This window comes from Paraplanobispora siamensis (assembly GCF_016863175.1).
Classification (GTDB): Bacteria; Actinomycetota; Actinomycetes; order Streptosporangiales; family Streptosporangiaceae; genus Planobispora; species Planobispora siamensis.
Window position 1 is genome coordinate 58,466 of sequence record NZ_BOOJ01000012.1, and the last position, 25,625, is coordinate 84,090.

23 protein-coding genes are annotated in these 25,625 nt (G+C 72.6%); 20 read left to right on the forward strand and 3 right to left on the reverse strand.

Annotated elements, in window-relative coordinates; genetic code table 11:
* The first annotated feature begins 236 nt into the window (after nucleotides 1-236).
* The 7 genes from Psi01_RS05935 (at nucleotide 237) to mihF (ending at nucleotide 7,255) form a co-directional block, all read left to right on the forward strand.
* Nucleotides 237-1,538: a BtrH N-terminal domain-containing protein gene (locus Psi01_RS05935; protein ID WP_204062916.1), complete on the forward strand. Its 1,302-nt coding sequence runs from the start codon at nucleotides 237-239 to the stop codon at nucleotides 1,536-1,538.
* A gap of 176 nt (nucleotides 1,539-1,714) precedes the next feature.
* Nucleotides 1,715-2,968, forward strand: coding sequence for a hypothetical protein (locus Psi01_RS05940; protein WP_204062917.1), 1,254 nt, complete (start codon nucleotides 1,715-1,717; stop codon nucleotides 2,966-2,968).
* Nucleotides 2,969-3,114: 146 nt separating this feature from the next.
* On the forward strand, nucleotides 3,115-3,996 hold the full coding sequence (locus tag Psi01_RS05945) for an MBL fold metallo-hydrolase (RefSeq protein ID WP_204062918.1): 882 nt from the start codon (nucleotides 3,115-3,117) through the stop codon (nucleotides 3,994-3,996).
* 91 nt (nucleotides 3,997-4,087) lie between these two features.
* Nucleotides 4,088-4,297, forward strand: a complete 210-nt coding sequence (locus Psi01_RS05950) for a hypothetical protein (protein WP_204062919.1) — start codon at nucleotides 4,088-4,090, stop codon at nucleotides 4,295-4,297.
* A gap of 64 nt (nucleotides 4,298-4,361) precedes the next feature.
* A complete protein-coding gene (locus Psi01_RS05955) occupies nucleotides 4,362-5,351 on the forward strand; it encodes a GlxA family transcriptional regulator (protein WP_204062920.1) in 990 nt (329 codons plus the stop codon).
* An 86-nt stretch (nucleotides 5,352-5,437) separates the two neighbouring features.
* On the forward strand, nucleotides 5,438-6,853 hold the full coding sequence (locus Psi01_RS05960; protein ID WP_204062921.1) for a DJ-1/PfpI family protein: 1,416 nt from the start codon (nucleotides 5,438-5,440) through the stop codon (nucleotides 6,851-6,853).
* Between the two features lie 90 nt (nucleotides 6,854-6,943).
* Nucleotides 6,944-7,255 (forward strand): integration host factor, actinobacterial type, encoded by a 312-nt coding sequence (mihF, locus tag Psi01_RS05965; protein ID WP_204062922.1) that lies wholly within the window; start codon nucleotides 6,944-6,946, stop codon nucleotides 7,253-7,255.
* Nucleotides 7,256-7,288: 33 nt separating this feature from the next.
* Here the strand turns inward: mihF and Psi01_RS05970 are convergent, their stop codons facing one another.
* Nucleotides 7,289-8,521 carry an NAD(P)/FAD-dependent oxidoreductase gene (locus tag Psi01_RS05970; RefSeq protein ID WP_204062923.1) on the reverse strand — a complete coding sequence of 411 codons (1,233 nt, stop codon included), beginning with the start codon at nucleotides 8,519-8,521 and terminating at the stop codon, nucleotides 7,289-7,291.
* Between the two features lie 165 nt (nucleotides 8,522-8,686).
* Here Psi01_RS05970 and Psi01_RS05975 point away from each other — a divergent pair, with 165 nt between their 5' ends.
* Nucleotides 8,687-9,124 (forward strand): hypothetical protein, encoded by a 438-nt coding sequence (locus Psi01_RS05975; protein ID WP_204062924.1) that lies wholly within the window; start codon nucleotides 8,687-8,689, stop codon nucleotides 9,122-9,124.
* Nucleotides 9,125-9,192: 68 nt separating this feature from the next.
* Nucleotides 9,193-9,453 carry a hypothetical protein gene (locus tag Psi01_RS05980; protein ID WP_204062925.1) on the forward strand — a complete coding sequence of 87 codons (261 nt, stop codon included), beginning with the start codon at nucleotides 9,193-9,195 and terminating at the stop codon, nucleotides 9,451-9,453.
* A 277-nt stretch (nucleotides 9,454-9,730) separates the two neighbouring features.
* On the opposite strand, the gene Psi01_RS05985 is transcribed toward Psi01_RS05980, so the two are convergent.
* Nucleotides 9,731-10,474 (reverse strand): hypothetical protein, encoded by a 744-nt coding sequence (locus Psi01_RS05985; protein WP_204062926.1) that lies wholly within the window; start codon nucleotides 10,472-10,474, stop codon nucleotides 9,731-9,733.
* Nucleotides 10,475-10,760: 286 nt separating this feature from the next.
* Here Psi01_RS05985 and Psi01_RS05990 point away from each other — a divergent pair, with 286 nt between their 5' ends.
* Complete coding sequence (locus tag Psi01_RS05990) at nucleotides 10,761-12,398, forward strand: ABC-F family ATP-binding cassette domain-containing protein (RefSeq protein ID WP_204062927.1); 1,638 nt, start codon at nucleotides 10,761-10,763, stop codon at nucleotides 12,396-12,398.
* Between the two features lie 63 nt (nucleotides 12,399-12,461).
* Here Psi01_RS05990 and Psi01_RS05995 read toward each other — a convergent pair whose 3' ends face one another.
* Nucleotides 12,462-13,406: a trypsin-like serine peptidase gene (locus Psi01_RS05995; protein WP_204062928.1), complete on the reverse strand. Its 945-nt coding sequence runs from the start codon at nucleotides 13,404-13,406 to the stop codon at nucleotides 12,462-12,464.
* Between the two features lie 192 nt (nucleotides 13,407-13,598).
* On the opposite strand from Psi01_RS05995, the gene Psi01_RS06000 reads away from it, so the two are divergent.
* The 10 genes from Psi01_RS06000 (at nucleotide 13,599) to Psi01_RS44390 (ending at nucleotide 25,412) form a co-directional block, all read left to right on the forward strand.
* Nucleotides 13,599-14,171 (forward strand): NADPH-dependent FMN reductase, encoded by a 573-nt coding sequence (locus Psi01_RS06000; protein WP_204062929.1) that lies wholly within the window; start codon nucleotides 13,599-13,601, stop codon nucleotides 14,169-14,171.
* Between the two features lie 204 nt (nucleotides 14,172-14,375).
* Complete coding sequence (locus tag Psi01_RS06005) at nucleotides 14,376-16,046, forward strand: ABC transporter ATP-binding protein (RefSeq protein ID WP_239127149.1); 1,671 nt, start codon at nucleotides 14,376-14,378, stop codon at nucleotides 16,044-16,046.
* A 47-nt stretch (nucleotides 16,047-16,093) separates the two neighbouring features.
* A complete protein-coding gene (ppgK, locus tag Psi01_RS06010) occupies nucleotides 16,094-16,828 on the forward strand; it encodes a polyphosphate--glucose phosphotransferase (RefSeq protein ID WP_204062931.1) in 735 nt (244 codons plus the stop codon).
* Nucleotides 16,829-17,029: 201 nt separating this feature from the next.
* Nucleotides 17,030-17,557: a hypothetical protein gene (locus tag Psi01_RS06015; protein ID WP_204062932.1), complete on the forward strand. Its 528-nt coding sequence runs from the start codon at nucleotides 17,030-17,032 to the stop codon at nucleotides 17,555-17,557.
* A 202-nt stretch (nucleotides 17,558-17,759) separates the two neighbouring features.
* Nucleotides 17,760-18,440, forward strand: a complete 681-nt coding sequence (locus Psi01_RS06020) for a class F sortase (RefSeq protein ID WP_204062933.1) — start codon at nucleotides 17,760-17,762, stop codon at nucleotides 18,438-18,440.
* Between the two features lie 165 nt (nucleotides 18,441-18,605).
* Nucleotides 18,606-19,625, forward strand: coding sequence for a proline racemase family protein (locus Psi01_RS06025; protein ID WP_204062934.1), 1,020 nt, complete (start codon nucleotides 18,606-18,608; stop codon nucleotides 19,623-19,625).
* Nucleotides 19,622-20,578 (forward strand): ornithine cyclodeaminase family protein, encoded by a 957-nt coding sequence (locus tag Psi01_RS06030; protein WP_239127152.1) that lies wholly within the window; start codon nucleotides 19,622-19,624, stop codon nucleotides 20,576-20,578. The genes Psi01_RS06025 and Psi01_RS06030 overlap by 4 nt, the downstream gene beginning before the upstream one ends.
* A gap of 124 nt (nucleotides 20,579-20,702) precedes the next feature.
* On the forward strand, nucleotides 20,703-21,530 hold the full coding sequence (locus tag Psi01_RS06035; protein ID WP_204062935.1) for a Clp protease N-terminal domain-containing protein: 828 nt from the start codon (nucleotides 20,703-20,705) through the stop codon (nucleotides 21,528-21,530).
* Nucleotides 21,531-21,906: 376 nt separating this feature from the next.
* On the forward strand, nucleotides 21,907-22,878 hold the full coding sequence (locus tag Psi01_RS06040; RefSeq protein ID WP_239127157.1) for an asparaginase: 972 nt from the start codon (nucleotides 21,907-21,909) through the stop codon (nucleotides 22,876-22,878).
* A 230-nt stretch (nucleotides 22,879-23,108) separates the two neighbouring features.
* Nucleotides 23,109-25,412, forward strand: a complete 2,304-nt coding sequence (locus tag Psi01_RS44390; RefSeq protein WP_204062937.1) for a glycoside hydrolase family 6 protein — start codon at nucleotides 23,109-23,111, stop codon at nucleotides 25,410-25,412.
* Nucleotides 25,413-25,625 lie beyond the last annotated feature (213 nt).

Below are 25,625 nucleotides of genomic sequence, written 5' to 3' on the forward strand. Positions count from 1 at the left end.
CCTCGCGGGAGATGTCCCCCGTGCACCTTTCGTCCTGGGGCGATACCCTGACAGCGGGCGGCGTCCCGCGCCCGACCTCCTGAGCCCGTGTCCACGCCACGGGCCCGCGCGGAGGCAGAGGGGATCGATGTCCCCGGGACGGCTGTCGGGTCACTTCTGTCTGGAACCACCCGTACGGCGGAGCCGGCACGGAGCGTGGGAGCCGTGCGCGCGCGCCGCCACCCCGGGAGCAGACGATGACCGACCGCAAACACCTCAAGCGCCGGGTCCGCGAGCGGATGGCCAGGACCGGCGAGTCCTACACCACCGCGCTGCGCCACGTCCTGGCCGCCCGCGACGCCGGCGACACCGCCCATGACACCGCCCATGACACCGCCCATGACACCGCCCATGACACCGCCCATGACACCGCCCATGACACTGTGCCGTCCCGGCAGGACCCGCCCGGCGGGCACCACGAGGCGTCCCTGCTGCACCGGCTCCTGCCCGCGCACAGCGAGGCGATGCTCGCCGGGCTCGGCGGCGGCATCGGGTTCATGTACGCGGTCTTCGAGTACAAGGGCCACCATCCGATACTCACGATCGTGGCCCAGGCCCACCCCGACCCCGTGATCCCCAAGGCGCTCGGCCGGGCCGGGGTCCCGCACGAGGTCCGGCAGACCGGCTCGGCCCGCGTCGCCGAGCGCGGCCTGCGCGAGACCGCCGCGGCGGGCCGGGCGGCGATCTGCCGGGTCTCCCGGTTCTCGCTGCCCTGGCGGCCGGGTCACCCCTTCCCCGACCCGCTGGAGGTCGTGGTCACCGGCGTCGACGGCGACCGGGTCTCCGTCCTGGACACGCGGGCCGAGCCGGAGCGGCTGCCGCTGGAGGAGTTCATGGTCGCGTGGTCGGCGCTGAAGAAGAGCAGGCACCACCTGATCTCGATCACCGGCACGGCAGGCGCCGACCCGGCGAAGGCCGTACGGGAGGCGATCGCCGAGACCGCGGCCAGGCTGACCGGGCCGGTGCTGGGCACCTCCTTCGACGTCAACTTCGGCCTGTCGGGGATGAACCGCCTGGCCGGGCAGCTGGGCGACCCCGCGGGCAGGACCGGCTGGCGGCGGCGCTTCGCCGACCCCCGGGCGTTCTTCGGGGCGATGACCCGGCTGCACGAGTGCCTGGAGACCGAGTACACGGCGCCCGGCGCGACCCGCCCGCTGTACGCCCGCTTCCTGGAGGAGGCCGCCGGCCTGCTCGGCGGTACGGCGTGCGGTCAGGCCGCCGGGCTCTACCGCGAGGCGGGCGGGCTGTGGTCGCGGATCGCCGCCCTGGCGGCCGAGCCCTTCCCCCGCTACCGCGAGCTCGCGGAGGAGAAGGCCGAGCTGCTGCTCACCGAGGGCGCGGCGGCCGCGGACCGGCTGCGGGAGATCGCCGCGGCGGACGCCTACGAGGGGCCGCTGGGGGAGAACGACCGCACCGGGCTGCTGGCCGAGCTGGCGGATCTGGCGGCGCGGGCCGTACGGACCGAGGAGGAGGCGGTGGCGGCGCTGCTGCGGGTGTGAGGCGGGAGGCCCGCCGCTGACCGCGCGGGCGCGTGGGACCGCCTGCGGGGAGCTCCCACGCGCCCGCGTTTGCACTCTCGTAACAGAGGCAGGTCCCCGTTCGGCGAACAGGAGGCCGTGGTTCTGGAATGATCGTCCGACACCCTTCGGACATTCAGACTGACGGACCGTGACAGATGCCTCTTATCGATGAGATCGCCGCTTATGTGTCGGATCAGCCGGTCGGAACGGCCATCATCTGTGTGGCCGGCCTGATCCTCGCGATCCTCGGATTCTTCGTCCTGCGTGCGGCCTTCCGGGTGGGCAACCGGCTCTTTCACCGCTATGTCGCCCCCCGCCCGGTGGAGGACATCCTCACCATCGTCGCCGCCAGCATCGCCACCGGCGTCTCGGCCCAGGGCATGTGGCGCTTCTCCAGCGACGTCCTCGGGTTCGACGGGCCCCTGCGGCTGCTGCTGTTCGCGTTCATCGAGGTCGCCGTGATCACCAGCGCCGTCCGGGCCCGGCGCAACATGCGGGAGAACTTCTCGGCGGGCATCGACGGCGTGGCCGTGTGGGCGCTGACCTGCCTGACCGCGGTGCTGTCCAGCATGGACGCCCGCAGCCCCGCCGAGGCGGTGTTCCGGCTGGCCGCCCCGCTGGTGGCCGCCTGGCTGTGGGAGCGCGGCATGGCGATCGAACGGCACCGCATCACCGGGCGCTCCCGGATCCACTGGCGGCTCACCCCCGAGCGCATGCTGGTCCGCGTCGGGCTGGCCGAGGTGAGCGACCGCACGGCGAGCGAGGTCGACGCCCACCGGCGGCTGACCCGGGTCGCGCTGGCCGCCAAGAAGGCCCGCGCGCTGCGCGAGGCCGGGGCGCCCGACCGGAAGATGCGCGCGGCCCTGGCCAAGCTCGACCGGGAGATGGACCGGGCGGTGGAGCACACCGGGCTGGCGGCCGACCCGGTCCGGCAGGAGGCGCTGCTGGCGCAGATCGGCGCGCTCTACAACACCTCCGCGCTGATCGACCTGAGCCCGCCGGTGCCGTGGGCCCCCGAGCCCGAGGTCGGGTCCCCGGCGCTGCCGGCCGCGCGGCCGGTCAGGGGGATGTTCGACGACGACGACGAGGAGGCCGAGGCGCTCGCCGCGGAGGACTCCGCGCAGGTCGCCGACCCGGCCCAGCGCGCGGCCCTGATGCGCGCGGCCCGGGAGTACTGGGACAAGCAGATCGAGCGCAAGTTCGTCCCCCGCGCCTCCGACATCGCCCACGAGACCGGCATGCCGCTGTCCACCGCCCGGGAGTGCCGCGCGCTGTGGAAGCTGGAGCCGCGTGCCCACGCCCTGATCGAGGCGGCGCGCGAGCACGGCATCGTCGACACCGGGACCTTCCCCGCCATCGAGGTGCCGGAGCCCGCCGTGACGGCGAACGGCGCGACCTCGGCGCGCTGATCCGCAGGCCAGGGCGGTCATGCCGCAGGTCCGCCCGGCCATGTCGCCGGTCCGCGCGGTCATGCCCGGGTGGAATGCCGTCTTCGAGTGATTGCCGGTTTTCAAGGGGTACGTAGTGGGCCTTCGACGACAGGAGGGGGCCCACAATGGCAGAGTCGGAGGAAGCCAGCGTTCTCTTCATCGGGAACGCCACCGTGCTCATCCGCTACGGCGGTTTCACCCTGCTCACCGATCCGAACTTCCTGCATCGGGGCCAGCGGGCCTATCTGGGGTACGGGCTCACCACCCGGCGCCGCACCGACCCGGCGCTCGAGATCGACGACCTCCCGCCGCTGGACGCGGTGGTGCTCTCGCACATGCACGGCGACCACTGGGACAGGGTGGCCCGCCGGGGGCTCGACAAGGACGTGCCCGTCATCACCACCCGGCAGGCCGCCCGCCGGCTCAAGCGTCAGGGCTTCCACCGGGCGCTGGGGCTGGACACCTGGGAGGACCACGAGCTGCACCGGGGCGACCGCATGCTGAGGGTCACCGCGGCCCCGGCCCGCCACGCCCCGGGCCCGGCCGAGGCGCTGCTGCCGCCCGTCATGGGCAGCGTGCTGGAGTTCTGCCGGGAGGACCGGGTCGAGCTGCGCATGTACATCAGCGGCGACACCCTGATGACCAGGGAACTGCAGGGGATCCCGCGCCGCTATCCCGACATCGACGTGGGCATCGTGCACCTGGGCGGGACCATGATCCTGGGGATGTTCATGGTGACCATGGACGGCGCGCAGGGGGCCGAGTGGGTCAACGTGATGAACCCGCAGGCCGTCATCCCGATCCACTACGACGACTACGAGGCGTTCGCCTCCCCGCTCGCCGACTTCCGGCGGGAGGTCGAGCAGGCGGGCCTGGCCGAGCGCGTGTACTACCTCGCCCGCGGTCAGACGCTCAACCTGCCCGTGGGGACACGGCGCGACGAGCAGGCCTGGATCGCGTCGGGAGGTCCCGCGCGGGGGCTGGACCGCGAGGAGCCGTGGGGCTGATCCGCAGGGACGGAGTCCACGGGGACACAGTCCGCAAGGACACGGGTCACAAGGACACGGGTCACAAGGACACGGAGAAAGGCAGGACCACATGACCGAGACGGATCCGGAGGTCGGCCGGGAGCCCACCGAGCCGCCGGCCGACGTACCGGACGACAGGGTGGACGCGGAAGGGCCCGACAGCCCGACCGGAACCGACCCCGACGGCCCTCCGGCCCAGATTCCCGACGACCGCAAGAGCGCCGCAGGCGCGGAAATGCCGGATCCCGACGGGGAGCAGGCACCGTACCGCAGTGCCTGATCCGTCCGGTGCCTGACGCGCGGGGCCCTGACGCGCCCGCTCCGCGCGGCCTAGCGTGAGGAGCGTGGAAGAGGAGAACCGCACCGGCAGGGTCGTCGTGCTGGTCCTGCCCGAGGTGAACCTGCTCGATCTGGGCGGCCCGGTCCAGGTGTTCGACACCGCGGCCCACCTGGGCGCGCCGTACCGGGTGGAGTACGTCGCCGAGACCCCGGAAGTGATCTCCGCCCAGGGCCTGAGGTTCGCCGGGCTGGAGCCGCCGGGCCCGGCCGGGCCCGGCGACCTCGTGCTGGTCCCCGGATACCGGCTCCACCCTCCGGCGCCCGGGGAGTTCCTGGTCTCCGGGACGGTGGTGGACTGGCTGCGCGCCGCCCACCGCGACGGGGCGCGGATCGCCTCGGTCTGCAGCGGGGCGGCCGCGCTCGGCGAGGCCGGGATCCTGGACGGCCGCCGGTGCACCACCCACTGGTCGCTGATCGACGCGATGCGCGAACGCTATCCCGCCGCCCGGGTGCAGGACGCGGTGCTCTACGTCCACGACGGGCCGGTGAGCACCAGCGCGGGGATCTCCACGGGCCTGGACCTCGCGCTGTCGCTGGTCGAGCGCGAGCACGGGCCCGCGCTCGCCGCCGCGGTGGCCCGCCAGCTCGTGGTCTACATGCGCAGGTCCGGCGGCGACGGGCAGATCAGCGCGTTCCTGCAGCACCGGGCCCACCTCAACGTCGCCGTCCACCGGGTGCAGGATCACCTGGCGCAGAATCTCGACGCCCCGCACACCCTCGCCGAGCTCGCCGCGGTGGCCCACCTGTCGCCGCGCGGCCTGAGCCGGGCGTTCACCGCCACCATCGGGATCACCCCGCTGGAGTACCGCCAGCGGCTCAGGCTGGAGCTGGCGGCGACGCTGCTGGCCGAGACCGGCCTGACCGTCGAGGCGGTCTCCGCCCGGTGCGGCTTCCGCGACGCGCGCCACTTCCGCAGGCTCTTCACCGCCCGGTACGGCGTGCCGCCCTCGGCCTCCCGCGACGCCGTCGCCACACCGCTCACCCCCGCCCTCTGACGGTCACGGCGCTCCCTGCCAACCCCCGGCCGCCGCACCGTCCGCCCACGCCCCCATCCGCCTTCAGGCACCGAGGAGATCCCGTCATGCCCTCATCCCCGCGCGGCCGTGCCCGCACCCTGCTCAGGGTCCTGTCCTGCGCCGCGCTGTCCGCCGCCGTCCTGGCCGGTACGGCCTTCGCCGGGGTCGCCGCGACGATGGGCGAGAGCTTCCCCGCCGGGCCCGGGTCCGTCCCTCCGGGAGGCTGGCCCGCCGCGGAGCCGGTGCCCGCCGGGCGGACGGTCGTCGCGGTGGCGCTGGGCGCGACCGGCTCGGTGGTCGGCGACGTGCTGCCGCCGTACGAGGTGTTCGCGCGGTCGGACAGGTTCGCCGTGTACACGGTCTCCGAGCGCAGGCGGCCGGTGGCGCTGTCCGGGGGCCTGCGCGTGCTGCCCGATCACACCTTCGGTGACGTGGCGGCGGGCAGGGTACCCGCACCGGACGTGGTGGTGGTGCCGGCGGTGGTGGAGCCCAGAGGCGAGCAGGAGGCGCCGCTGCGCGGGTGGATCGCCGCGCAGGCCGGCCGGGGCGCCCGGATCCTGGGGGTGTGCGCCGGGTCGGACCTGGTGGCCGCGGCGGGCGTGCTGGACGGCCGCCGGGCCACCTCCTTCTGGGACCGGATCGCCTCGCTGGAGGAGAGCAACCCGCGGACGGAGTGGGTGCGCGGTCAGCGCTACGTGCAGGACGGCCCGATCACCACGACCGCCGGGGTGACCTCGGGCATCGTCGGGGCGCTGCGGCTGGTCCAGCAGCTGGCCGGGACCGCGGAGGCCGAGCGGATCGGCCGCGAGGTGGCCTATCCGGGATGGTCGCCGGACGGCTCCACGGCGATTCCGGTCAACGGGATCGCCGTGGCCGACCTGCCGTACGTGCTCAACTCGGCCTTCCCCTGGGGGCGGCCCTCCGTCGGCGTGGGGCTGAACGGGGGAGCGGGCGAGATCGACGTCGCCGCCGCCTTCGAGGTCTACTCGGGCACGTCCTTCGCCGCGCGCGCGATCCCCGTGGCCGCCGGGCCGGTGGTCAGGACCCGGCACGGGATGGTCCTGCTGGCCGAGCCCGCGGGCGCCGGGACCGCCTCCCCGGACCGGCTGGTGGTGCCGGGCGCCCGCGGCGCGGGCGAGGTCGATCCGGCGCTGGCGGCCTGGGCGGCCGGGAACGGGCTGCGGGTGGAGCTGCCGCACGCCGGCCGCCGGCCGGGGGAGTCGGCCTTCGACCCCGTCCTGCGCGACCTGGCCGTCCACGCCGACCGGGCCACCGCCCGCACGACCGCGAAGTTCGTCGAGTATCCCGCGGAGCACCTCACGCTCGCCGGAGCCGCCTGGCCCTGGCGCCCGACGGCCCTGCTCATCGCGCTATCGGCGGCGGTGGGCGGTGTGTGCGCGCTGCTCCTGCGGCGTTCCCGCCGCTCCGCCGGAACCGGTCCGGGACGCCCGTCGGGGGCACGTGATCTCCAACGTGCCTGATGTGTCCGGGCTTGCCGGGGAAAAAGGAATGATTAGCCTGGTCGTTGTGGGTAGCAGGATGGTCACGTTCACCCGATGAAGGAGCAAACCATGGCTCTCCCCACCCTTACCCCCGAGCAGCGCCAGGCCGCTCTCGCCAAGGCCGCCGAGACCCGCACGGCCCGGGCGAAGCTGCTGGCCGACGTCAGGTCCGGTCAGATCAGCCTGAAGGAGCTGCTCGACCGCGACGACGACATCGCCAAGCGCATCAAGGTATCCCAGGCGCTGCGCGCCCTGCCGGGCGTGGGCAGCGTGAAGGCCGCGCAGCTGATGAAGCGGGCCGACGTCGACGAGGCCCGTCGCCTCGGCGGACTCGGCGCGCAGCAGCGCCGCAAGCTGATCGAGGCCGTCACCTCCAAGTGATCCAGCGCGCCGTCCGGCGAGGGCGGCGCGCTGTCACTCCTCGTGGCCTCCCAGATCCGCCAGCACCGCCCGCGCGGTGCGGCGGCCTGAGACCAGCGCGCCCTGGATCGAGCCGGTGTCGCGGTGGTCGCCGCAGACGTACCGGCCGCGCTCGAGCCGGACCGGGCGGCGCAGCGGCATCGGCGGCGGCATGGCGGGCAGAGCGGCCTCGATCGCGTAGGTCGCGATGTGCTCCCACGCGTCGGTGCCGCCGTAGATCTCCTCCAGGCGGGCCCGTACCCGCGGTTCGTCCGCGTCGGAGGCCATGCCCAGCACCGACGTCGCCACCAGCGCCCGGCCGTCGGCCGAGTAGTCGGGGGCGGCGTCGGTGAGCACCAGTGTGTCGGTGATCTGCCCCTCGGCGTCCACGACCTGGATGGGCTCCTTGAGCGGGGACTGCGGAGCCGCGTGGTAGAAGGTGGTGACCGATCGCATCTCGGGCACCGGCAGGCCGGGCAGCAGCCGGCCCGCGGTCCCCGGGTCGGTGGCCACGACCACCGCGGCCGCGGGTACCTCCGTGCCGTCGGTGAGCAGGACCCCGTCGGCGGTCACGGCCTCGACGGGCGTCTCCAGGCGGATCGTGCCCTCCGGCAGCCGCCCGGCCAGCTGGGCGGGCGCCTGGCCCATGCCCAGGGCCGGCAGGCCGATCGTGCCGCGGGCGAAGGAACGCCAGAACAGGTGGAAGATCCGGCTGGAGGTCTCCAGCTCCCGCTCCAGGACGACCCCGGAGAAGAACGGGCGCAGCAACGTCTCGACCATCCGCTCGGAGATCCCCCAGCGCCGCAGTTCCTCGGCCGTGGTGCGCTCGGTGTCGTCCTTGAGCATCGAGGCGGGGAAGGCCAGGTCGCGGCCCGTCATCACGGCCAGGGCGACCTTGTCGCCGATCGTGCCCACATCCGCCATGACGCCGCTGAAGGAGTGCCTGGGGTGCTTCCAGGGGAGCATCACCCGGTCCGTCCTCCCCTCTCGGAAGACCAGCAGCCCGGAGTCGAAGGCCCGCACGTCAAGCGCGTCGAGGTCGAAGACGCGCGCGGCCTCGGGATAGGCGGTGTTGAAGACCTGGAAGCCCCGGTCCAGGCGGAAGCCGTCCACGATGTCGGTGCGCATCCGGCCGCCCACGCCGTCGGAGGACTCCAGCACCTGGACGGTGCGGCCCTCCGCGCTGAGCCGCAGAGCGCAGGCGAGGCCCGCCAGCCCCGCACCGACGACGATCACGTTTCCGGGCATGCCCGTTCCCCCCTGTCCGGCTGCCGGCCGGGTACTCGTCCGTCTCTTCCGCTCTCTTCCTTCGGACGGTGCACCGGACCGGATTCACCGGGTCTCCTGACCGCCGGTGCTCCGGGCAAACCCGGGGCGGTGAATATCCGGCCCCGGACCGGGTAACGGCCGATCATGGAAAACGATCGTCCCGATCCGCAGCACCGCAGGCCCGAAGGGGTGGACGACGCCACCGTGGAGGCTCTGGGCAAGTTGTCCGAGGCACTGGAGACGACCGAACGGGCCCGCGGCCACCTGTACACCTTCCATCAGCTCACCGGGCACGCCGACCTGATGCTCGACGAGGCCGTCGAGCTGCTGCACGCCGCCGGGCACGGGGAGCAGGCCGAGGCCGTGCGGACCGAGCTGATCGGGCGCAACGTGATAGCGGGCCGGTGGACCTTCCAGATCGTCGAGGACTACGACGACGGCTACCACCGCTGCTTCCTCGACCTGGAGGAGCGGATCAGGAACGAGCTGGCCGGCGGGCGGCGCCACCTGTACGAGGCGGAGATGAAGGAGCGCCGCCGTACGCGCGGACGCCGGGGACACGAGGCCCTGCCCTCCGAGTGAACGGCCGCGCCCGCGGAAGCGCGCGGCTCCCGGGGCATGACGGCCGCCCCGCGGGGGAGGTGGGGGGCATGAACGAAGACGAGAACCCGTCGGCGCAGACGCCGGAGGAGACACACGACCATCGGCCGGGGGAGGCAGGCGAGGAGCTCCCGCCCGCCCCGGACGGACTCGAAGGAGAGACCCGCACGGTGGCGGCGAGGTCGGGATCCGACACCTCCTTCCCCGAGCGGCCGATCCCGGCCGACCCGGTGGAGGCCTCCCCCGAGGATCAGAAGGCCGGTCACGACGAGGGCCGGACCCCCGAGCCGGACATGGGCCCCTCGTCCTGAGGCCCGCCGGGTGCACGGCGGCGCCCGGCCGTACGGGAAGCCGCGGAGCCGTACGGGAAGCCGCGGAGCCGTACGGGAAGCCGCGGAGCCGTACGGGCAGGTCCGCGAGGGCCGGGGGACGACGCCGAGAGAACGGCTGGGGAACGACGCCGGGAAACGATGAAGGCCCGGGGAGACCCGGGCCTTCACGTATGGGCGGACGGTCACCGATCGGGGGATCGGCGGCCGGTCCACATGGCCGGTGACCAACTGGTAAGCCGGTCACCGGGGACGGCGACTACCGGCGCCAGGTCCGGACCCGGACCCAGTCGGAACGGCTGACGCTCTCGCCCAGCTCGTCGTCGCCCTCGAACACGGCGCGGAACTCGCCGCTCCTGAACGCGCGGGCCTTGGCGTAGAACCGGCCGCGGTGGTCGGTGTCGGCGGAGGTCACGTACTTCCAGGCGCTGGAGCCGCGGGAGCGGAAGTAGATCTCCACCTCCTCGTCGTCCACGCCCTGCCAGCGCCAGTCCTCACGCACCTGCAGGCGGCCGGAGAAGTGGATCCAGCGGCCCTTGCGCACCGAGCCGGGCTCGGCGGAGAACCGGCTCAGGCGGGTCGGAGCCGTGCTCTGCTCGTGCTTGACGGAGAAGGCCACCTGGTCGGTCACCTTCTTGCCGTCCTTGTCGTACGCCTCGGCGATGGCGAGCCAGCGGCCCTCGAAGTCCGACTTGTCGAAGTCGGCGGAGAAGCGCCACAGGTCGCCGTGCCGGAAGAGCTTGGGCTCCTCCTCCGCGAGGGTGCGGGCCCGGTCGCTGTCCGGCCGGAGCCGGAGGTCGACCCGGGTGGCCTCGGTGGTGCGGACGTCGATGGTGACCTTGGTGTCGTCGTCGCCCTTGACGACGACGGGGTTGGGGGCCACATCGGTGATCTTGACGGTGAGCTCGGCGCGCGTCGCCGAGGCCGTACCGGCACCGGCGGTCAGGAGCAGCGAGCTGCCGACCACTGCGGACAGAACGCCGACGGCGATTCTTTTGACCACGATCATTCCTCTCCCCGTTCGATGGAAGCGAGCTCGGGTGATCGCTTCCACACCCCTTAACGACGAGACTGGAGGGGAAGACGTTGCCTCAAATCACGAAAAATCCGGACTCAAGTTTCCGTAAGATCACGTTTCGGCCACAAGATCGCAGGTGGTCCCGTGATTCGCGGTGCGGGAGAAGCCAGAGAAACAGAATATAAATCTGTCTGATTTGCCGGGATTACGGCTCCGGCTCTCGGCGGAAACCCGTTCGGAGATAGCGGCCCCGGGCGGATAACGTGCCTCCATGAGCGCCACCATCGTCGCAAAGGACCTCGCCGCCGGACACGGCGACCGCGCCCTGTTCTCCGGGCTGGACCTCGTCGTCGCCCCCGGTGACGTCATCGGCCTAGTCGGCGTGAACGGGGCGGGCAAGTCCACCCTGATGCGGATCCTCGCCGGGCTGCTCCCCGCCGAGCACGGCACCGTACGGCTCAGCCCGCCCACCGCGACGGTCGGCTACCTCCCCCAGGAGCGCGAGCGCCGGGCCGGTGAGACCGTCGCGGCCTTCCTGGCCCGGCGGACCGGGGTGGCCGACGCGCAGCGCGCCCTGGACGTCGCGACCGAGGGACTGGTCGAGGGCCGGGCCGGCGCCGACGACGACTACGCGATCGCCCTGGAGCGGTGGCTGGGCCTGGGCGGCGCCGACCTGGAGGAGCGGGCCGGGGAGGTCGTCGCCGACCTCGGGCTGGAGGTGGGCCTCGACCACCCGATGACGGCGCTTTCGGGCGGGCAGGCCGCCCGCGCGGGCATGGCCTCGCTGCTGCTGAGCCGCTACGACGTCTTCCTGCTCGACGAGCCCACCAACGACCTGGACCTGGACGGCCTGGAGCGGCTCGAACGCTTCGTCGCCGGCCTGCGCGCCGGGACGGTCCTGGTCAGCCACGACCGCGAGTTCCTGGCCAGGACGGCCAACCGGATCGTCGAGCTCGACCTGGCCCAGCAGCAGGTCCGCGCCTACGGCGGCGGCTACGAGGCCTACCTCGCCGAGCGCGAGGTCGCCCGGCGGCACGCCCGCGAGGAGTACGAGGAGTACGCCGAGACCGTCTCCGAGCTCAAGGCCCGCGCCCTCAAGCAGCGCAACTGGATGGAGAAGGGCGTCAAGAACGCACGGCGGAAGATGCCCGACAACGACAAGATCGGCCGTAACGCCCGCGTCGAGACGACCGAGAAGCAGGCCGCCAAGGCCCGCCAGACGGAGAAGCTGATCGAGCGCATGGAGGTGGTCGAGGAGCCCCGCAAGGAGTGGGAGCTGCGCATGGAGATCGCCGTGGCGCCCCGGGCCGGGGCGGTCGTGGCGACCCTGCGCGAGGCGGTCGTACGGCGCGGCGCGTTCACCCTCGGCCCGGTGGACCTCCAGATCGGCTGGGCCGAGCGGGTGGCGATCACCGGGGCCAACGGCTCGGGCAAGACCACGCTGCTGGCCGCGCTCCTGGGCCGCCTCCCCCTGGAGGGGGGCCATGCCTCCCTGGGCCCCGGCGTGGTCGTCGGCGAGGTGGACCAGGCACGCGGCCTGTTCCTGGGGGAGGAGTCCCTGCTGGACGCCTTCGCCGCCGCCGCGGGCGGCATGCCCCCGGCCGGCGCCCGGACGCTCCTGGCCAAGTTCGGCCTGCGCGCGGCCCACGTGCTGCGCCCGGCCGCCACTCTCTCGCCGGGCGAGCGCACCCGGGCCGCGCTCGCGCTGCTGCAGGCCAGGGGCGTGAACCTGCTCGTCCTCGACGAGCCGACCAACCACCTGGACCTGCCCGCGATCGAGCAGCTGGAGTCGGCGCTGTCGTCCTACCCGGGCACGCTGCTGCTGGTCACCCACGACCGCCGGATGCTGGAGGCGGTGCACACCACCCGCCACGTCCACGTCGACGCGGGCAAGGTCACCGAGAACTGACGCACCCGCCGCCCCGGGACGAGGGACGGCGGGCGCGGGAGGCGGGGGCGCGGGAGGCGGGTGTCAGCCCGCCAGCTTGCGGTAGAGCGCGTAGGCCCGGTCGCCGAGGTAGGGCGAGGAGTTCCAGGTCGTGACGCCGTTCTCGTCCCACCACTTCATGCTCTGGATGCCGACGAGATAGCCGATGCCGGTGGGGAAGGAGTAGTTGCTGATCCAGGGGCCGCCGCTCGAACCGCCGTTGAGCGTGCAACGGGCGAACCGGTGGTTGGCGATGCCGGCCTCGGGCACGGCGTCGAGCTCGGTGTTCTGCAGGCAGCTCACCACGCGCGAGCCGTTCCAGGGCAGCTCGGCCGGGTAGCCGAAGATCCGCATGCTGACCGTGGCCGGCTGGTTCCACTTGATGCCCTGGGCGCCGACCACGTTCGCGATGTTCCTGCCGGCGAGCGGCCGGACGGTGAGGAAGGAGTAGTCGAAGTCGGGGTCGAAGCCGCGGGCCCACTCCGGCTCGATGACCGCCTTGCTGACCGTCCAGGTCCCGAAGGGCTTGTTGTGCTTGCCCTTGACGTAGGAGTACGCGGGGATGAAGATCCAGTTCTTGGACCACCCGCCCACGTCGTACACGCAGTGCGCGGCGGTGGCCAGCATGTTGCGGCCGCGCGAGTTCACGACGCTCGCCGAGCACACGTAGTTCTGGCCGCCCTGGGTGAAGAAGACCTTGCCGACGTTGCGGGGCTGGCCCGAGCCCTTGATCGGCAGCGCCGGGACGGTCCTGGCCAGCGCGGTGGGGGCGCCGGCCTTGCGGAGGGACGGCAGGGGGTGCTCGGACCGCCGGGTGATCGGGCGGGCCGCGCTCATGCGGGAGGGGGTCCAGTAGCCGGTGATGTCGTTGGAGGGGGTGCCCTGCGACACGGTGTGGCTGATGGGTTCCGGAGTGCGCGGGGCCACGGCGGCGGGCGCGGGCGTGGACGCGGGGGCGATCAGGGCCAGGGCGAGAGCCAGGGGCAGCATGCGTTTCCTCGGTCAAGGGTATCTAAAGCAGACATAAAGCTATAAAGCGCCCATGAGTGCCTATAACGCCAAGGCGGTGATCTACCAAACGGACATCGAGTTGAGATCCATCACGAACGGCCCCGGCTTGACCTCAATCGCACTTGAGGTTGCAGAGTGGCGGGCGGACCGCCGTACCCCCGGGAGAACGCCATGCTCGATGTCGCCGTCATCACCGCCACCAGCCCCGAGGGCCGTTCCGGGGCGAACGTGAGCCGGTGGTTCCTCGGCCGGGCGGGGCGGCGCGACGACCTGCGCCTGGACGTCATCGACCTCAACCGGATCCCGCTGCCGCCCTTCCACCCCGGCCGCCCGCCCTCGGGGACCGACGAGGCCACCCGCGCCCTGGCCGCCCGCATCGGCGACGCCGACGCCTTCGTGGTGATCACCCCGGAGTACAACCACGCCTACCCGGCCGTGCTGAAGCTGGCCGTCGACGCCGTCCGCGAGGAGTGGGCCGCCAAGGCGGCGGGGTTCGTCTCGTACGGCGGGCAGTCCGGGGGCCTGCGCGCCGTCGAGCAGCTCCGGCTCGTCTTCGCCGAGCTGCACGTGGTCACCGTGCGCGACACCGTGAGCTTCCACCGGGTGGAGAGGCAGTTCGACGGGGCGGGCGAGCCGGTCGACCCCGCCGGCGTCAACGGGGCGGCCAAGGTGCTGCTCGACCAGCTGATCTGGTGGGGGACCGCGTTGCGGGAGGCCCGCGCCGCACGGCCGTACACCGTCTGAGCGACCGTGACCGCGTCACGGGGAGGGCCTGCGTGCCCGCGGGGAGGGTCGGAGCGTGGAGAAAAACGCGACAGGGGAGGATATAGAGCAGATCTATCCTGATTTGGGGGATTTGTGGTCGGCGCTCTCGATCATCGCTACCGGGGTGAGCACCCCATCCGTACACTCGCCTACCTCTTCGCGGAGGAACGCCTCAAGCTCCTCGTGGCGGTTTTCGCCTTCCTCGTCAAGCACAGCCCCATCTGGGTCCTGCCGTTCGTCACCGCCAACATCATCGACGTGGTGCAGAGCCGCCAGGGCATCGTGGTCCTGTGGGTCAACACGGCGGTGCTGCTGGCCCTGCTCCTGCTGAACTATCCCCTCCACCTGCTCTACGTCCGCTGCCTGCACGGCGCCATCCGGCGGATGGGCACGGCCCTGCGCTCGGCGCTCTGCCGCCGCATGCAGCACCTGTCCATCGGCTACCACTCCCGGGTCAGCGCCGCCGTACTGCAGACCAAGGTCGTCCGCGACGTCGAGAACATCGAGCAGACCACCCAGCAGACGAGCGACATGGGGCTGTCGGCGCTGACCACGCTGGCCGGCGGCCTGGTGATGGTCGCCTTCCGGGTGCCCGTGGCGATCCCGGTCTTCCTGGTGGTCGTGCCCGCCGCCGCGTACCTGGTCATCAAGCTCCGCACCCGCATGCGCGAGGACAACGAGAGCTTCCGCCGCGAGGTCGAGAAGATGTCCGCCCGGGTCAGCGAGATGACCACGCTGATCCCCATCACCCGGGCGCACGGCCTGGAGCGCGACGCGCTGCACCGGGTGGACGGCACCCTGACCAGCGTGCTGCGCAAGGGACTCCGGCTCGACCTGCTCAACGGCAGCTTCGGCGCGCTGGCCTGGATCCTGCTCAACGCGCTCGGCGCCGCGGTGCTGGCCGGCTCGGCGCTCGTGGCCTACTACCAGGTGATCCCGATCAACGTCGGGGACGTGGTCATGCTGAGCACCTTCTTCCCGATCCTCACCTCGGCGGTGACCTCGCTGCTCAGCCTCACTCCGGTGGTCAACAAGGGATTGGCCTCGGTGCGCTCGGTCGGCGAGGTGCTCCAGGCGCCCGACCTGGAGCACAACGCGGGCAAGACCGAGGTCACGTCCGTGCGCGGGGAGGTGGAGTTCCGCGACGTCGTGTTCGGCTACGGCGAGCCGGGGGCGGCCCCGGCGGTGAAGGACTTCACCCTGAAGGTGGCCCCCGGCGAGACGATCGCCCTGGTCGGGCCGTCGGGTGCGGGCAAGTCGACGGTGCTCGGGCTGGTCATCGGCTTCCTGCGGCCCACCTCGGGCAGGATCCTGCTCGACGGCCAGGACATGGAGACGCTGGACCTGCGCACCTACCGCAGGTTCCTGTCGATCGTGCCCCAGGAGTCCATCCTGTTCGAGGGCAGCATCCGCGAGAACGTCACCTACGGCCTGAAGGACGTCTCGGAGGAGCGGGTACGGCAGGCGCTGCAGGACGCCAACGCGATGGAGTTCATCGACCGGCTGCCCGACGGGCTCGACACGGTCGTCGGAGAGCGGGGCGCCCGCCTGTCCGGCGGCCAGCGGCAGCGCCTGGCCATCGCCCGCGCCCTGATCCGCGACCCGCGCGTGCTGATCCTGGACGAGGCGACCTCCGCCCTGGACACCCGCTCCGAGGCCCTGATCCAGCAGGCGCTGGCCCGCCTGGTGGCCGGGCGCACCGTCTTCGTGGTCGCCCACCGGCTCTCCACCATCCGCGGCGCCGACCGCATCGTGGTGATGCGGGACGGCGGGATCGAGGAGGTGGGGAGCCACGAGGAGCTGATGCGCATGCGCGGCTTCTACGCCGGGCTCCAGGGTGCGCAGCTCGCTTGATAATTGGCCCCTTCGTTCCGGGGTAGTGGGTCGTGAAGGAGGACACCATGCGAGCACTGGGAATCGACATCGGAGGATCGGGGATCAAGGGCGCCCCGGTCGATCTGGAGAAGGGTGAGCTGGCCGAGGAGCGGCTGCGGATTCCCACCCCTTCCCCCGCCACGCCCGAAGCGGTCGCCGAGGTGGTGGGCCGGATCGTGGAGCACTTCTCCTGGGAGGGCCCGGTCGGGATCACCTTCCCCGGGGTGGTGCTGGACGGCATCACCATGACGGCGGCCAACATGAACCAGAGCTGGGTGGGGGTGGACGCGCGCGGCCTGTTCTCCGAGGTCACCCGTCAGCCCGTCGTGGTGCTCAACGACGCGGACGCGGCCGGGCTCGCCGAGGTGGCGGCCGGGGCCGGCAAGGGCGAGGCCGGGGTGGTGCTGATGCTGACCTTCGGCACCGGGATCGGCAGCGCCCTGTTCGTCGACGGACGCCTGGTGCCCAACACCGAGCTCGGCCACCTGGAGCTGCGCGGCAAGGACGCCGAGAAGCGCGCCTCCGACGCCGCGCGCGAGGACCACGACCTGAGCTGGGAGGAGTGGGCCGAGCGGGTCGAGGAGTATCTCCGCCACGTCGAGATGCTGTTCTCCCCGTCGCTGATCATCATCGGCGGCGGGGTCAGCAAGAAGGCCGACAAGTTCCTGCCCCGGATCAGCATCCGCACCCGGATCGTCCCGGCGGCGCTGCGCAACGAGGCCGGGATCGTCGGGGCGGCGATGGCCGCGGCGGACCTGTAGGACGCCGGGTGGGGTCCGCGGGACCGCGGACCCCACCCGGACCCATGTCTCCGCCGTCTCCGCCGTCTTCGCCGTGAAGTTGTGCGGCATATGCCGGAAAGGCCGTCAAAGCTTTGACCCGGCTTTGCGGGACACGCTCTCTGGCCTGGGTAAATAGCGGAAGTCAGCAAGATCCGATCGGGTGAGGGCGGGGACGGCGCTATGCGGCTGACGGGTGTTCCGGGACGGTGGGCGGTGGTGGCCGGACTGGCGACCGCTATGGTGGCCACGGCATCGCCGTCCGCCGGGGCGGCCGACGACGTGACGGTCTCGCCGTCGCGGGTCGAGGCCGGAGGGACCACCGAGGTCACGGCCCAGGACTGCGGCGAGCCCGCTGTGGCCACCTCCGACGCGTTCCAGGCCGACGCGCAGCTCACGGGGGGCACCGCGGGCAACCCGGCGGGGACGGCCCAGGTGGCCCAGGGCGCCGAGCTCGGCCGGCACGTCGTCGAGGTCACCTGCCAGGGCAGCGACGTCACCCTCTACGGAACCTTCGAGATCGTCGCCGCGGAGGGCCCCGACACCGGCGGCGGAGGCCTCGCCCTGGCCGGGGGAGCGCAGGACGCCGGGACGTCGTCCGCGGACGGAGCCCCGGTGATGATCGGGGGAGCCGCCGGAGTCATCGCCGCCCTCACCGCGGCCGGCGGGCTCGTCATGGCACGGCGCCGCCGGGCGGCCAAGCGTGACTGACGGCCGGGCGGCCGTCCGGCGCGGGAAGGCGGCCGGTCACCGGGTGGATGGTCACCGGGTGGATGGTCACCGGGGGAATGGTGACCGCGGGGACCGGGCTCGGAGGAGGCGGCCGGTCGGTCTCCCGGCCGGTGTCCGGTGCGGTGCCCCGGTGCTGAGGGCGCTGTTCGGCCGCTGGACGGTTCAAAGGCGCGGTGTCCCGGTGCTGAGGGTGCTGGCGGCTCTGGTGGCGGTGGTCCCGCTGGTCGCGGGGTGCAGGCTGGAGGCGGGTGAGGAGGCCGATCCGGTCATGGCCGGGTCCCTGCCGGTCGCGGCGCCCGTGCCGCCGAAGGCGCGGGCGGCGGACACGTCCGCGGGCAGGAAGAAGACGGCCTGGCCGGCCCCGCTGGCGGGATGGCCGGGTCCGGCGCGGCCGCTGGCGGTCGTGGTGCCGCGGGCCGGGGTGAACGCCGCCGTCACCGAGATCGGCACCACCTCGGGCGGCGTCCTGCAGGCGCCTCCCCTCTCGCAGGCCGACCTCGCGGGATGGGACCGGCACGGCCCCGCGCCGGGCGATCCGGGACCGGCGGTCATCGTCGGGCATCTCGACACCAAGACCGGTCCCGCGGTGTTCGCCCGGCTGCCGAAGGTGGTGCGGGGTGACGCGGTGGCCGTGATCCGCGAGGACGGGACGGTGGTGGTCTTCCGGGTGACCGCGACCGAGCGGGCCCGCAAGACCGCCTTCCCGGTCGGCGAGGTCTACCGGGTCCGGCCGTACCCGACGATCAGGCTGGTGACCTGCGGAGGCCGCTACGACCACGACCGCGACTCCTACGAGGACAACCTGATCGTCTACGGCGACTTCGCCGCCTGGTACCGGCTGTCGGACTTCCCGCAAGGCTGACGCCCGCCCCTCCCCGGGCGCACCTCTTCCCACCCCCGCCCCTCCCCGGGCCGCCGGGAACGGCGGCGCCGGGTGGACAGGCCGCGACATGCCGGATATCACGGTGATCAGAGTGATACGACACCGCCGCGTTCTCCCGGTGCCGCGGCTCCAGGACGGGCAGGCATGAGCATCCGCGAGATTTCGACCACGGACTACCACACCGCGGGCGAGCCGTTCCGGATCGTCAGCGATCCGCCGGTCGCCGTCGAGGGTGCGACGGTGGCGGAGAAGCGCATGTTCGCGATCGGCGATCCGCACGTCGACGGGCTCCGCCGGCTGCTGTGCTTCGAGCCGCGCGGCCACGCGGACATGTACGGCGGGTTCCTCACCGAGCCCGACGACGACGGCGCGCACCTGGGCGTCCTGTTCTGGCACAAGGACGGCTTCTCCACGGCGTGCGGCCACGGGACCATCGCGCTGGGCGTGTGGGCCGTGCACGGCGGGCTCGTCGAACCCGACCCGTTGGGGGTCACGGACGTGCGCGTCGACGTGCCCTCCGGGCGGGTGACCGCGCGGGTGCACATCGCCGGGCGGCGGGTCGTCGGGGTGGACTTCGTCAGCGTCCCGAGCTACCGCCTGCACGAGAAGGTCGAGGTGCCGACCTCGCGCGGCGAGGTCGTCGTCGACGTGGCCTTCGGCGGCGCGACGTACGCGCACCTGGACGCGTCGGGCATCGGCCTCGCGGTCGTCCCGGAGAACTACACCGAGCTGATCGCCGTCGGCCGGGAGGTCAAGTGGCTGCTCGACGGCACGCCGTACGCCGCGCATCCCCTCGACGACCGGCTCAGCGGCGTCTACGGCACCATCCTGTTCGAGGATCTCGGCACCGACGACGCGGGGGACGTCCACCAGCGCAACGTCACCGTCTTCGCCGACGGCGAGGTCGACCGCTCGCCCTGCGGCTCCGGCACCTGTTCGCGGGTGGCCGTCCTGGCCGCCGACGGCGTGCTCGGGCCCGGACGGCGGCTCGTCCACGACTCCATCGTGGGCACCCGGTTCCACGCGCGGGTGGCGGGGGAGCTGACGGCCGCCGGTCGCCGGGCCTTCGTCCCCGAGGTCACCGGCATGGCGTTCCGGACCGGCCGGCACACCTTCGAGATCGACTCCGACGACCCTCTCGGGGAAGGGTTCGTGCTGCGGTGACCCACGTGCCTCCGCCGTACCTCGGCCCCGAACGGATCACCGCCCTGCTGTCGCCGCGCGAGGCGGTCGAGGCCGTCGAGGCGGCGTTGCGGGACGGGCTCGACCCCGCCGGCGATCCCGAGCGGAGCCGGGTCGACGTCCGTCACGGGCAGTTCCTCATCATGCCCAGCGAGACCGCCGGCAGCGCCGGAGTCAAGATCGCTACTGTCGCCCCGCGCAACGGCGACATCGGTCTGCCGCGGATCCAGGGCCTCTACGTGCTCTTCGACGCCGTGACCCTCACGCCCAAGGCCCTGCTCGACGCCTCCGCGCTGACCGCGTTGCGCACTCCCGCCGTCTCGGCCGCGGCCGTCAGGCCCGCGCTGACGCGGGCGGCCGGGCCCGTGAGCATCGTCGTCTTCGGCACCGGCCCCCAGGGCACGGGGCACGTCGGCACGCTGAGGTCGGTGCTGCGCGGAAGCCGGGAGATCGCGGGCGTGACGTACGTCGCGCGGCGTCCGGAGGCGTACGCCTCGCTCAGGGAGGCCGGCGTCGCGGTCGTGGGGACCGGTGAACGGGAGGCCGGGGAAGCGGTCCGCGGTGCGGACGTGGTGGTGTGCGCCACCAGCTCCCGCGTGCCCGTCTTCGACTCGGCGCTCGTGCGGGACGACGCGGTCGTGATCGCCGTGGGCTCCCATGAACCGGACGTCCGGGAGATCGACGCGGCCCTGTTCCGGCGTGCGCGGGTCATCGTCGAGGACGTCGGGACGGCGCTGCGCGAATGCGGCGACGTCGTGCTGGCCGTGGAAGAGGGCGCCATCACCCCGGAACGCCTGATCACGATGCGTTCGGCCGTCTCCGGCCAGGTGGAGCTCGCCGCCGACCGGCCCGTCCTGTTCAAGAGCTCGGGCATGTCCTGGGAGGACATCGCCGTCGCCGAGGCGATCGTCTCCCGGCTGGAGAAGAACCCCTGAGTTTCCGGCGGTCTCCGTCCCGGCAGGGCTGAGAACCGCGGACGTTCCTTCGGGCGTTGACGTATAACCCCTATTGGGGTTACCTATGGGGGTATAAGGATGTGCGGCATTCCGGAGGCGCGACATGCCCAAGATCAACGTCTATCTCCCCGACGACCTGGCCGAGGCGGTGAAGGAGGCCGGAGTGCCGGTGTCGGCGGTCTGTCAGCGGGCTCTGGAACAGGCGGTGCGCCGGGTGACGGCCATCCGCCGCGCGGCACTGTCCGACCTCGACGCGGACGAGCCGACCGGGGCGCTGGCGCACTTCACGGCCCGGACGCGCGCGGTCCTGAAGCTCGCCGCGGAGCGGGCCCGGGCGGAGGGCGCACCGGAGGTCGGCACCGGGCACCTGCTCGGCGGCATGCTGGCCGAGGGGAGCAACCTGGCCCTGCACGTCCTTCGCGCGGTGGAGATCGACCCGGCCGAGATCGGCCGAGAGCTCGCCCGCCGGGCATCCGAGCCCCGGGGCGAGGCCCCCGGCAAGGAGGGCTCCGCGGAGGGTGCGGCTCCCGCCGGGCAGACGGGTGCCGGCGCGGCCGGTCCGCAGCGTTTCAGCGGGGCCGCGGTCAACGCCCTGGAGCTGACCGTCACTGAGGCGACCTCCATGGGGCACAACTACATCGGCTGCGAGCACCTGCTCCTGGGCCTGGTCGCCGAGCCGGAGGGGACCGCGGGCCAGGTCCTGCGCGCGCTCGGCGCCGAGCCCCGGCATGCCCGCCGGGCCGTCGCGGCGGCCCTGGCCGGCTACGTGCACCTGCGCGCCCAGACCCAGCAGGCCGCCCCGTCCCAGCAGGCCACCGCTCAGGCCGACCCCGCCGCGATGCTGGCCGCGGTGGTCCGCCGGGAGCTGCAGCCCCTCACCCTCCGGATCGAGCGCCTGGAGGAGCGCGTCGGCGTGGCGGGCGAGGAGTGACCGGCGAGGACGGGGGCGGCGCCGCCATGAAGGCCCGGGACCCGGAGCCCGCGGGATCCGCCCCGGCGACACCGGGGCGGACGGGCGGAGGGGGACGTGGACCGGAGAGACCCCGGTGGGCGGGTCCGGTGGGACGTGGACCGGAGAGACCCCGGTGGGCGGGTCCGGTGGGACATGAGCCGGAGAGGTCCAAGCGGGCGGGCTCGGGGGGACGCGGGCCGGAGGGGCCCGGGCGGACGGGCCGCGGGGGACATGGGCCGGATTCCGGGGGCGGGCCGGAGGGATCCGGGAGGGGGGCGCACGGGGTGGTGATCATGATGGTCCGGCTGGCCGTCGTGGTCGTGATCGTGGCCGCGACGGTGATGGGAGTGATGTGGTGAAGCGCGTGCTGATGCTGGCGACCGGGGACGTCATGTCCTACTCGCGGGATCCCGGGTTCCCGGGCGTCGCGACCGGGGCCGAGCTCCTGGAGACCATCCCCGACGGGGCGCTGCCCGCCGAGGTGACGGTCGAGGACGTGATGACGGGGCCCAGCTGGGACATGACGCCCTCGACCATGCTGCAGCTGGCCCGCCGGGCCCGCTCGGCCATCCTGGACGACGGGTTCGACGGCGTGGTGATCACCCATGGCACCGACATCCTGGAGGAGACCGCGTTCCTGGTGGACCTGATGGCGGGCGAGGCGGCCTCCCGGGGCGGCATCGTCCTGACCGGGGCCATGCGCTGCCTGGACGAGCTGTCCAGCGACGGGCCGCGCAACCTGGCCTCCGCCGTCACGGCCGCCGCCCATCCCGCGCTGCGCGGGGTCGGCGCCGTCGCGTGCCTCAACGACGAGCTGCACGCGGCCCGCTGGGTCACCCATGTCGATGCCGTGAGCCTGTCGGCCTTCTCCTCGGCGCCCCACCCGGTGCTCGGGCACGTGAGCGGGGGAAGGGTCGTCATCGAGGCCGCCCCGCCGCCCAGGCCGCCTCACCGCGCGGGCGAGCCGGAGACCGACGTCGCCCTGATCAAGACCTATCCCGAGATCGATCCGGTCCTGCTCACCGCGATCGTGGACGCGGGGGCCCGCGGCATCGTCCTGGAAGGCACCGGCGCCGGAAACGTGCCCGTCGGGCTGCTGACCACCATCAACGAGCTCACGGACTGGGGCGTGCCCGTCGTGGTCGCCTCGCGCTGCCGTACCGCGACGACCCCTCTCGAGGAGCTGGAGTTCGGCCTGGGACTGGCCGCCAAGGTGGGCGCGATCGGGGCCCGCGGCCTGGCTCCCGCCAAGGCGCGCGTCGCCCTCATGGTCGCCCTCGGATCCGGCGGTCCGAAGGCCGTGCGCGAGTGGTTCGACAGGCTCTGACGGTACGGCCTGCCGTCCCGCCGGGCGGCGCCGCGGGGGCCGCTCCGGCGGGCCCTGGAGATGTGGTAGGGGCGGCTGTCTGAAACTTTCATCGGGTCGCGGAGGCGTTCGCTCAGGTCAGGGGTGAGAAAGTCCTCACAACGGGTTCGCCGGGAGGCGGGATGCTGTACACCTGCCGGAAACATCCGGACTATGGGAGCGCTCCCACCCCTCGTCTGGAGATGACATCCATGAGAGCTCATCCGCGCCGCCATGCCTGGCGGAACCGGGCTGCGACGGCGGCGGCCGTTCTGGTGGCCGCCACCGGCCTCGCCGCCGGTCAGGCGGCGACGGCCCACGCGGCCGTCGCCTGCGACGTCGCCTACTCCACCAACGACTGGCAGGGCGGCTTCACCGCCAACGTGACCATCAAGAACCTCGGCGACGCGCTCAACGGCTGGACCCTCGGCTTCACCTTCACCGGTGGCCAGAAACTCCAGCAGGGCTGGTCGGCGACCTGGGCCCAGGACAGCGCGAACAAGGTCACCGCGAAGAGTCTCGACTGGAACGCCAGGCTCGCCACCGGCGCCTCCACGAGCATCGGCTTCAACGGTTCGTGGTCGGGCTCGAACCCCAAGCCCACCGACTTCACCATCAACGGCGTCTCCTGCGGCGGCCCGCCGGCCAACCAGGCTCCCACCGTCAGCCTGACCAGCCCGGCCAGCGGCTCCACGCACGCCACGGGCGCGGCCGTGCCGCTGGCCGCGACGGCCTCCGACGACGGCGCCGTCAGCAAGGTCGAGTTCTACGTCGACGGCACCCTGGTGAACACCGACACCAGCGCCCCCTACTCCTACTCCGCAACGGGGCTGGCCGCCGGATCCCACACCGCCAAGGCCAAGGCCTACGACAACGGCACCCCGGTCCTGAGCAAGGACAGCGCCGAGGTCCCCTTCACCGTGGGCGGCGGCGGGAACCCCTCCGTGGTCGCGACCGCCACCTCGGTCAGCGTCCCCGAGGGCGGCAGCAAGACCGTGGGCTTCCGGCTCAGCCAGGCGCCCTCGGGCAACGTTACGGTCAACCTGAGCAAGACCGGTGACTCGAACATCACCATCGCGCCCTCCACGCTGACCTTCACCTCCGCCAACTGGAACACGGCGCAGAACGTGACGGTCTCCGCCTCCGAGGACACCGACGAGACCGACGGCACCGCCACCATCGCGGCCGCCGCCTCCGGGCACACCGGCGTCTCGGTCACCGCGACCGAGGAGGACAACGACGGTGACACGCCGCCGGTCGGCGAGCACGTCGACAACCCCTACGACGGGGCCACCGGCTACGTGAACCCGAACTGGTCGTCCAAGGCCGCCGCCGAGCCGGGCGGCGCCGCGGTGGCGAACATCTCCACCGGCGTGTGGATGGACCGCATCGCGGCCATCGAGGGCAGCGCCTCCGCCATGGGCCTGCGCGCCCACCTGGAGGAGGCCCTGAAGCAGGACGCCGCCAACGGCAGCAAGCCGCTGACGATTCAGTTCGTCATCTACAACCTGCCCAACCGCGACTGCTCGGCCCTGGCCTCCAACGGTGAGCTGCGCATCTCGGAGAACGGCCTGAACCGCTACAAGGCCGAGTACATCGACCCGATCGCCGACATCATGGACGACCCCAAGTACGCGGCGCTGCGCATCGTGACGATCATCGAGATCGACTCGCTGCCGAACCTGGTCACCAACCTCAACCTGGCCAAGTGCCAGGAGGCCAAGGACACCGGCGCCTACGTCAACGGCGTCCGCTACGCCCTGGACAAGCTGCACGCCATCCCGAACGTCTACACCTACGTCGACGCCGGTCACCACGGCTGGCTGGGCTGGGACACGAACTTCGGCCCGTCCGCCGAGCTGTTCGCCACCACCGTCGCCGGCACCGCCAAGGGCTTCGAGAGCGTCGACGGCTTCATCACCAACACCGCCAACTACTCGGCGCTGAAGGAGCCGCACTTCACCATCAACACCACCGTCAACAACCAGACGATCCGCCAGTCCGACTGGGTCGACTGGAACTACTACGTCGACGAGCTGTCCTACGCCCAGGCGTACCGGCAGGAGCTGATCAGGCGGGGCTTCAACAGCAACATCGGAATGCTGATCGACACCTCCCGCAACGGCTGGGGCGGCACCGCCCGCCCGGCGGCGCCCAGCACCTCCAACAACGTCAACGACTTCGTCAACCAGTCTCGCGTCGACCGCCGCATCCACGCCGGCAACTGGTGCAACCAGAGCGGTGCGGGTCTCGGCGAGCGGCCGCAGGCCAACCCGGCTCCGGGTCTGGACGCCTACGTCTGGATCAAGCCCCCGGGCGAGTCCGACGGCTCCAGCAAGGAGATCCCGAACAACGAGGGCAAGGGCTTCGACCGGATGTGCGACCCGACCTACGAGGGCAACGAGCGCAACGGCAACAGCATGAGCGGCGCCCTTCCGGACGCCCCGATCTCCGGGCAGTGGTTCTCCGCGCAGTTCCGCGAGCTGCTGAAGAACGCCTACCCGCCCGTCCAGTAGTCCCACCGGCCGGGACCCGCGGGTCCCGGCCCCGCACACCCGGCCCCGCCGCCCTCTGTCGAGAGGGGCGGCGGGGCCGTACCAATATCGGGAGGCCGTGCCGATATCGGGAGGCCGTGCTGATGTCGGGAGGCCGTGCCGATGTCGGGAGGCCGTGCCGATATTGGGATGCGATCCACCGGCGAGTCAGGCACCATGGGCGGTTGGCTCCTG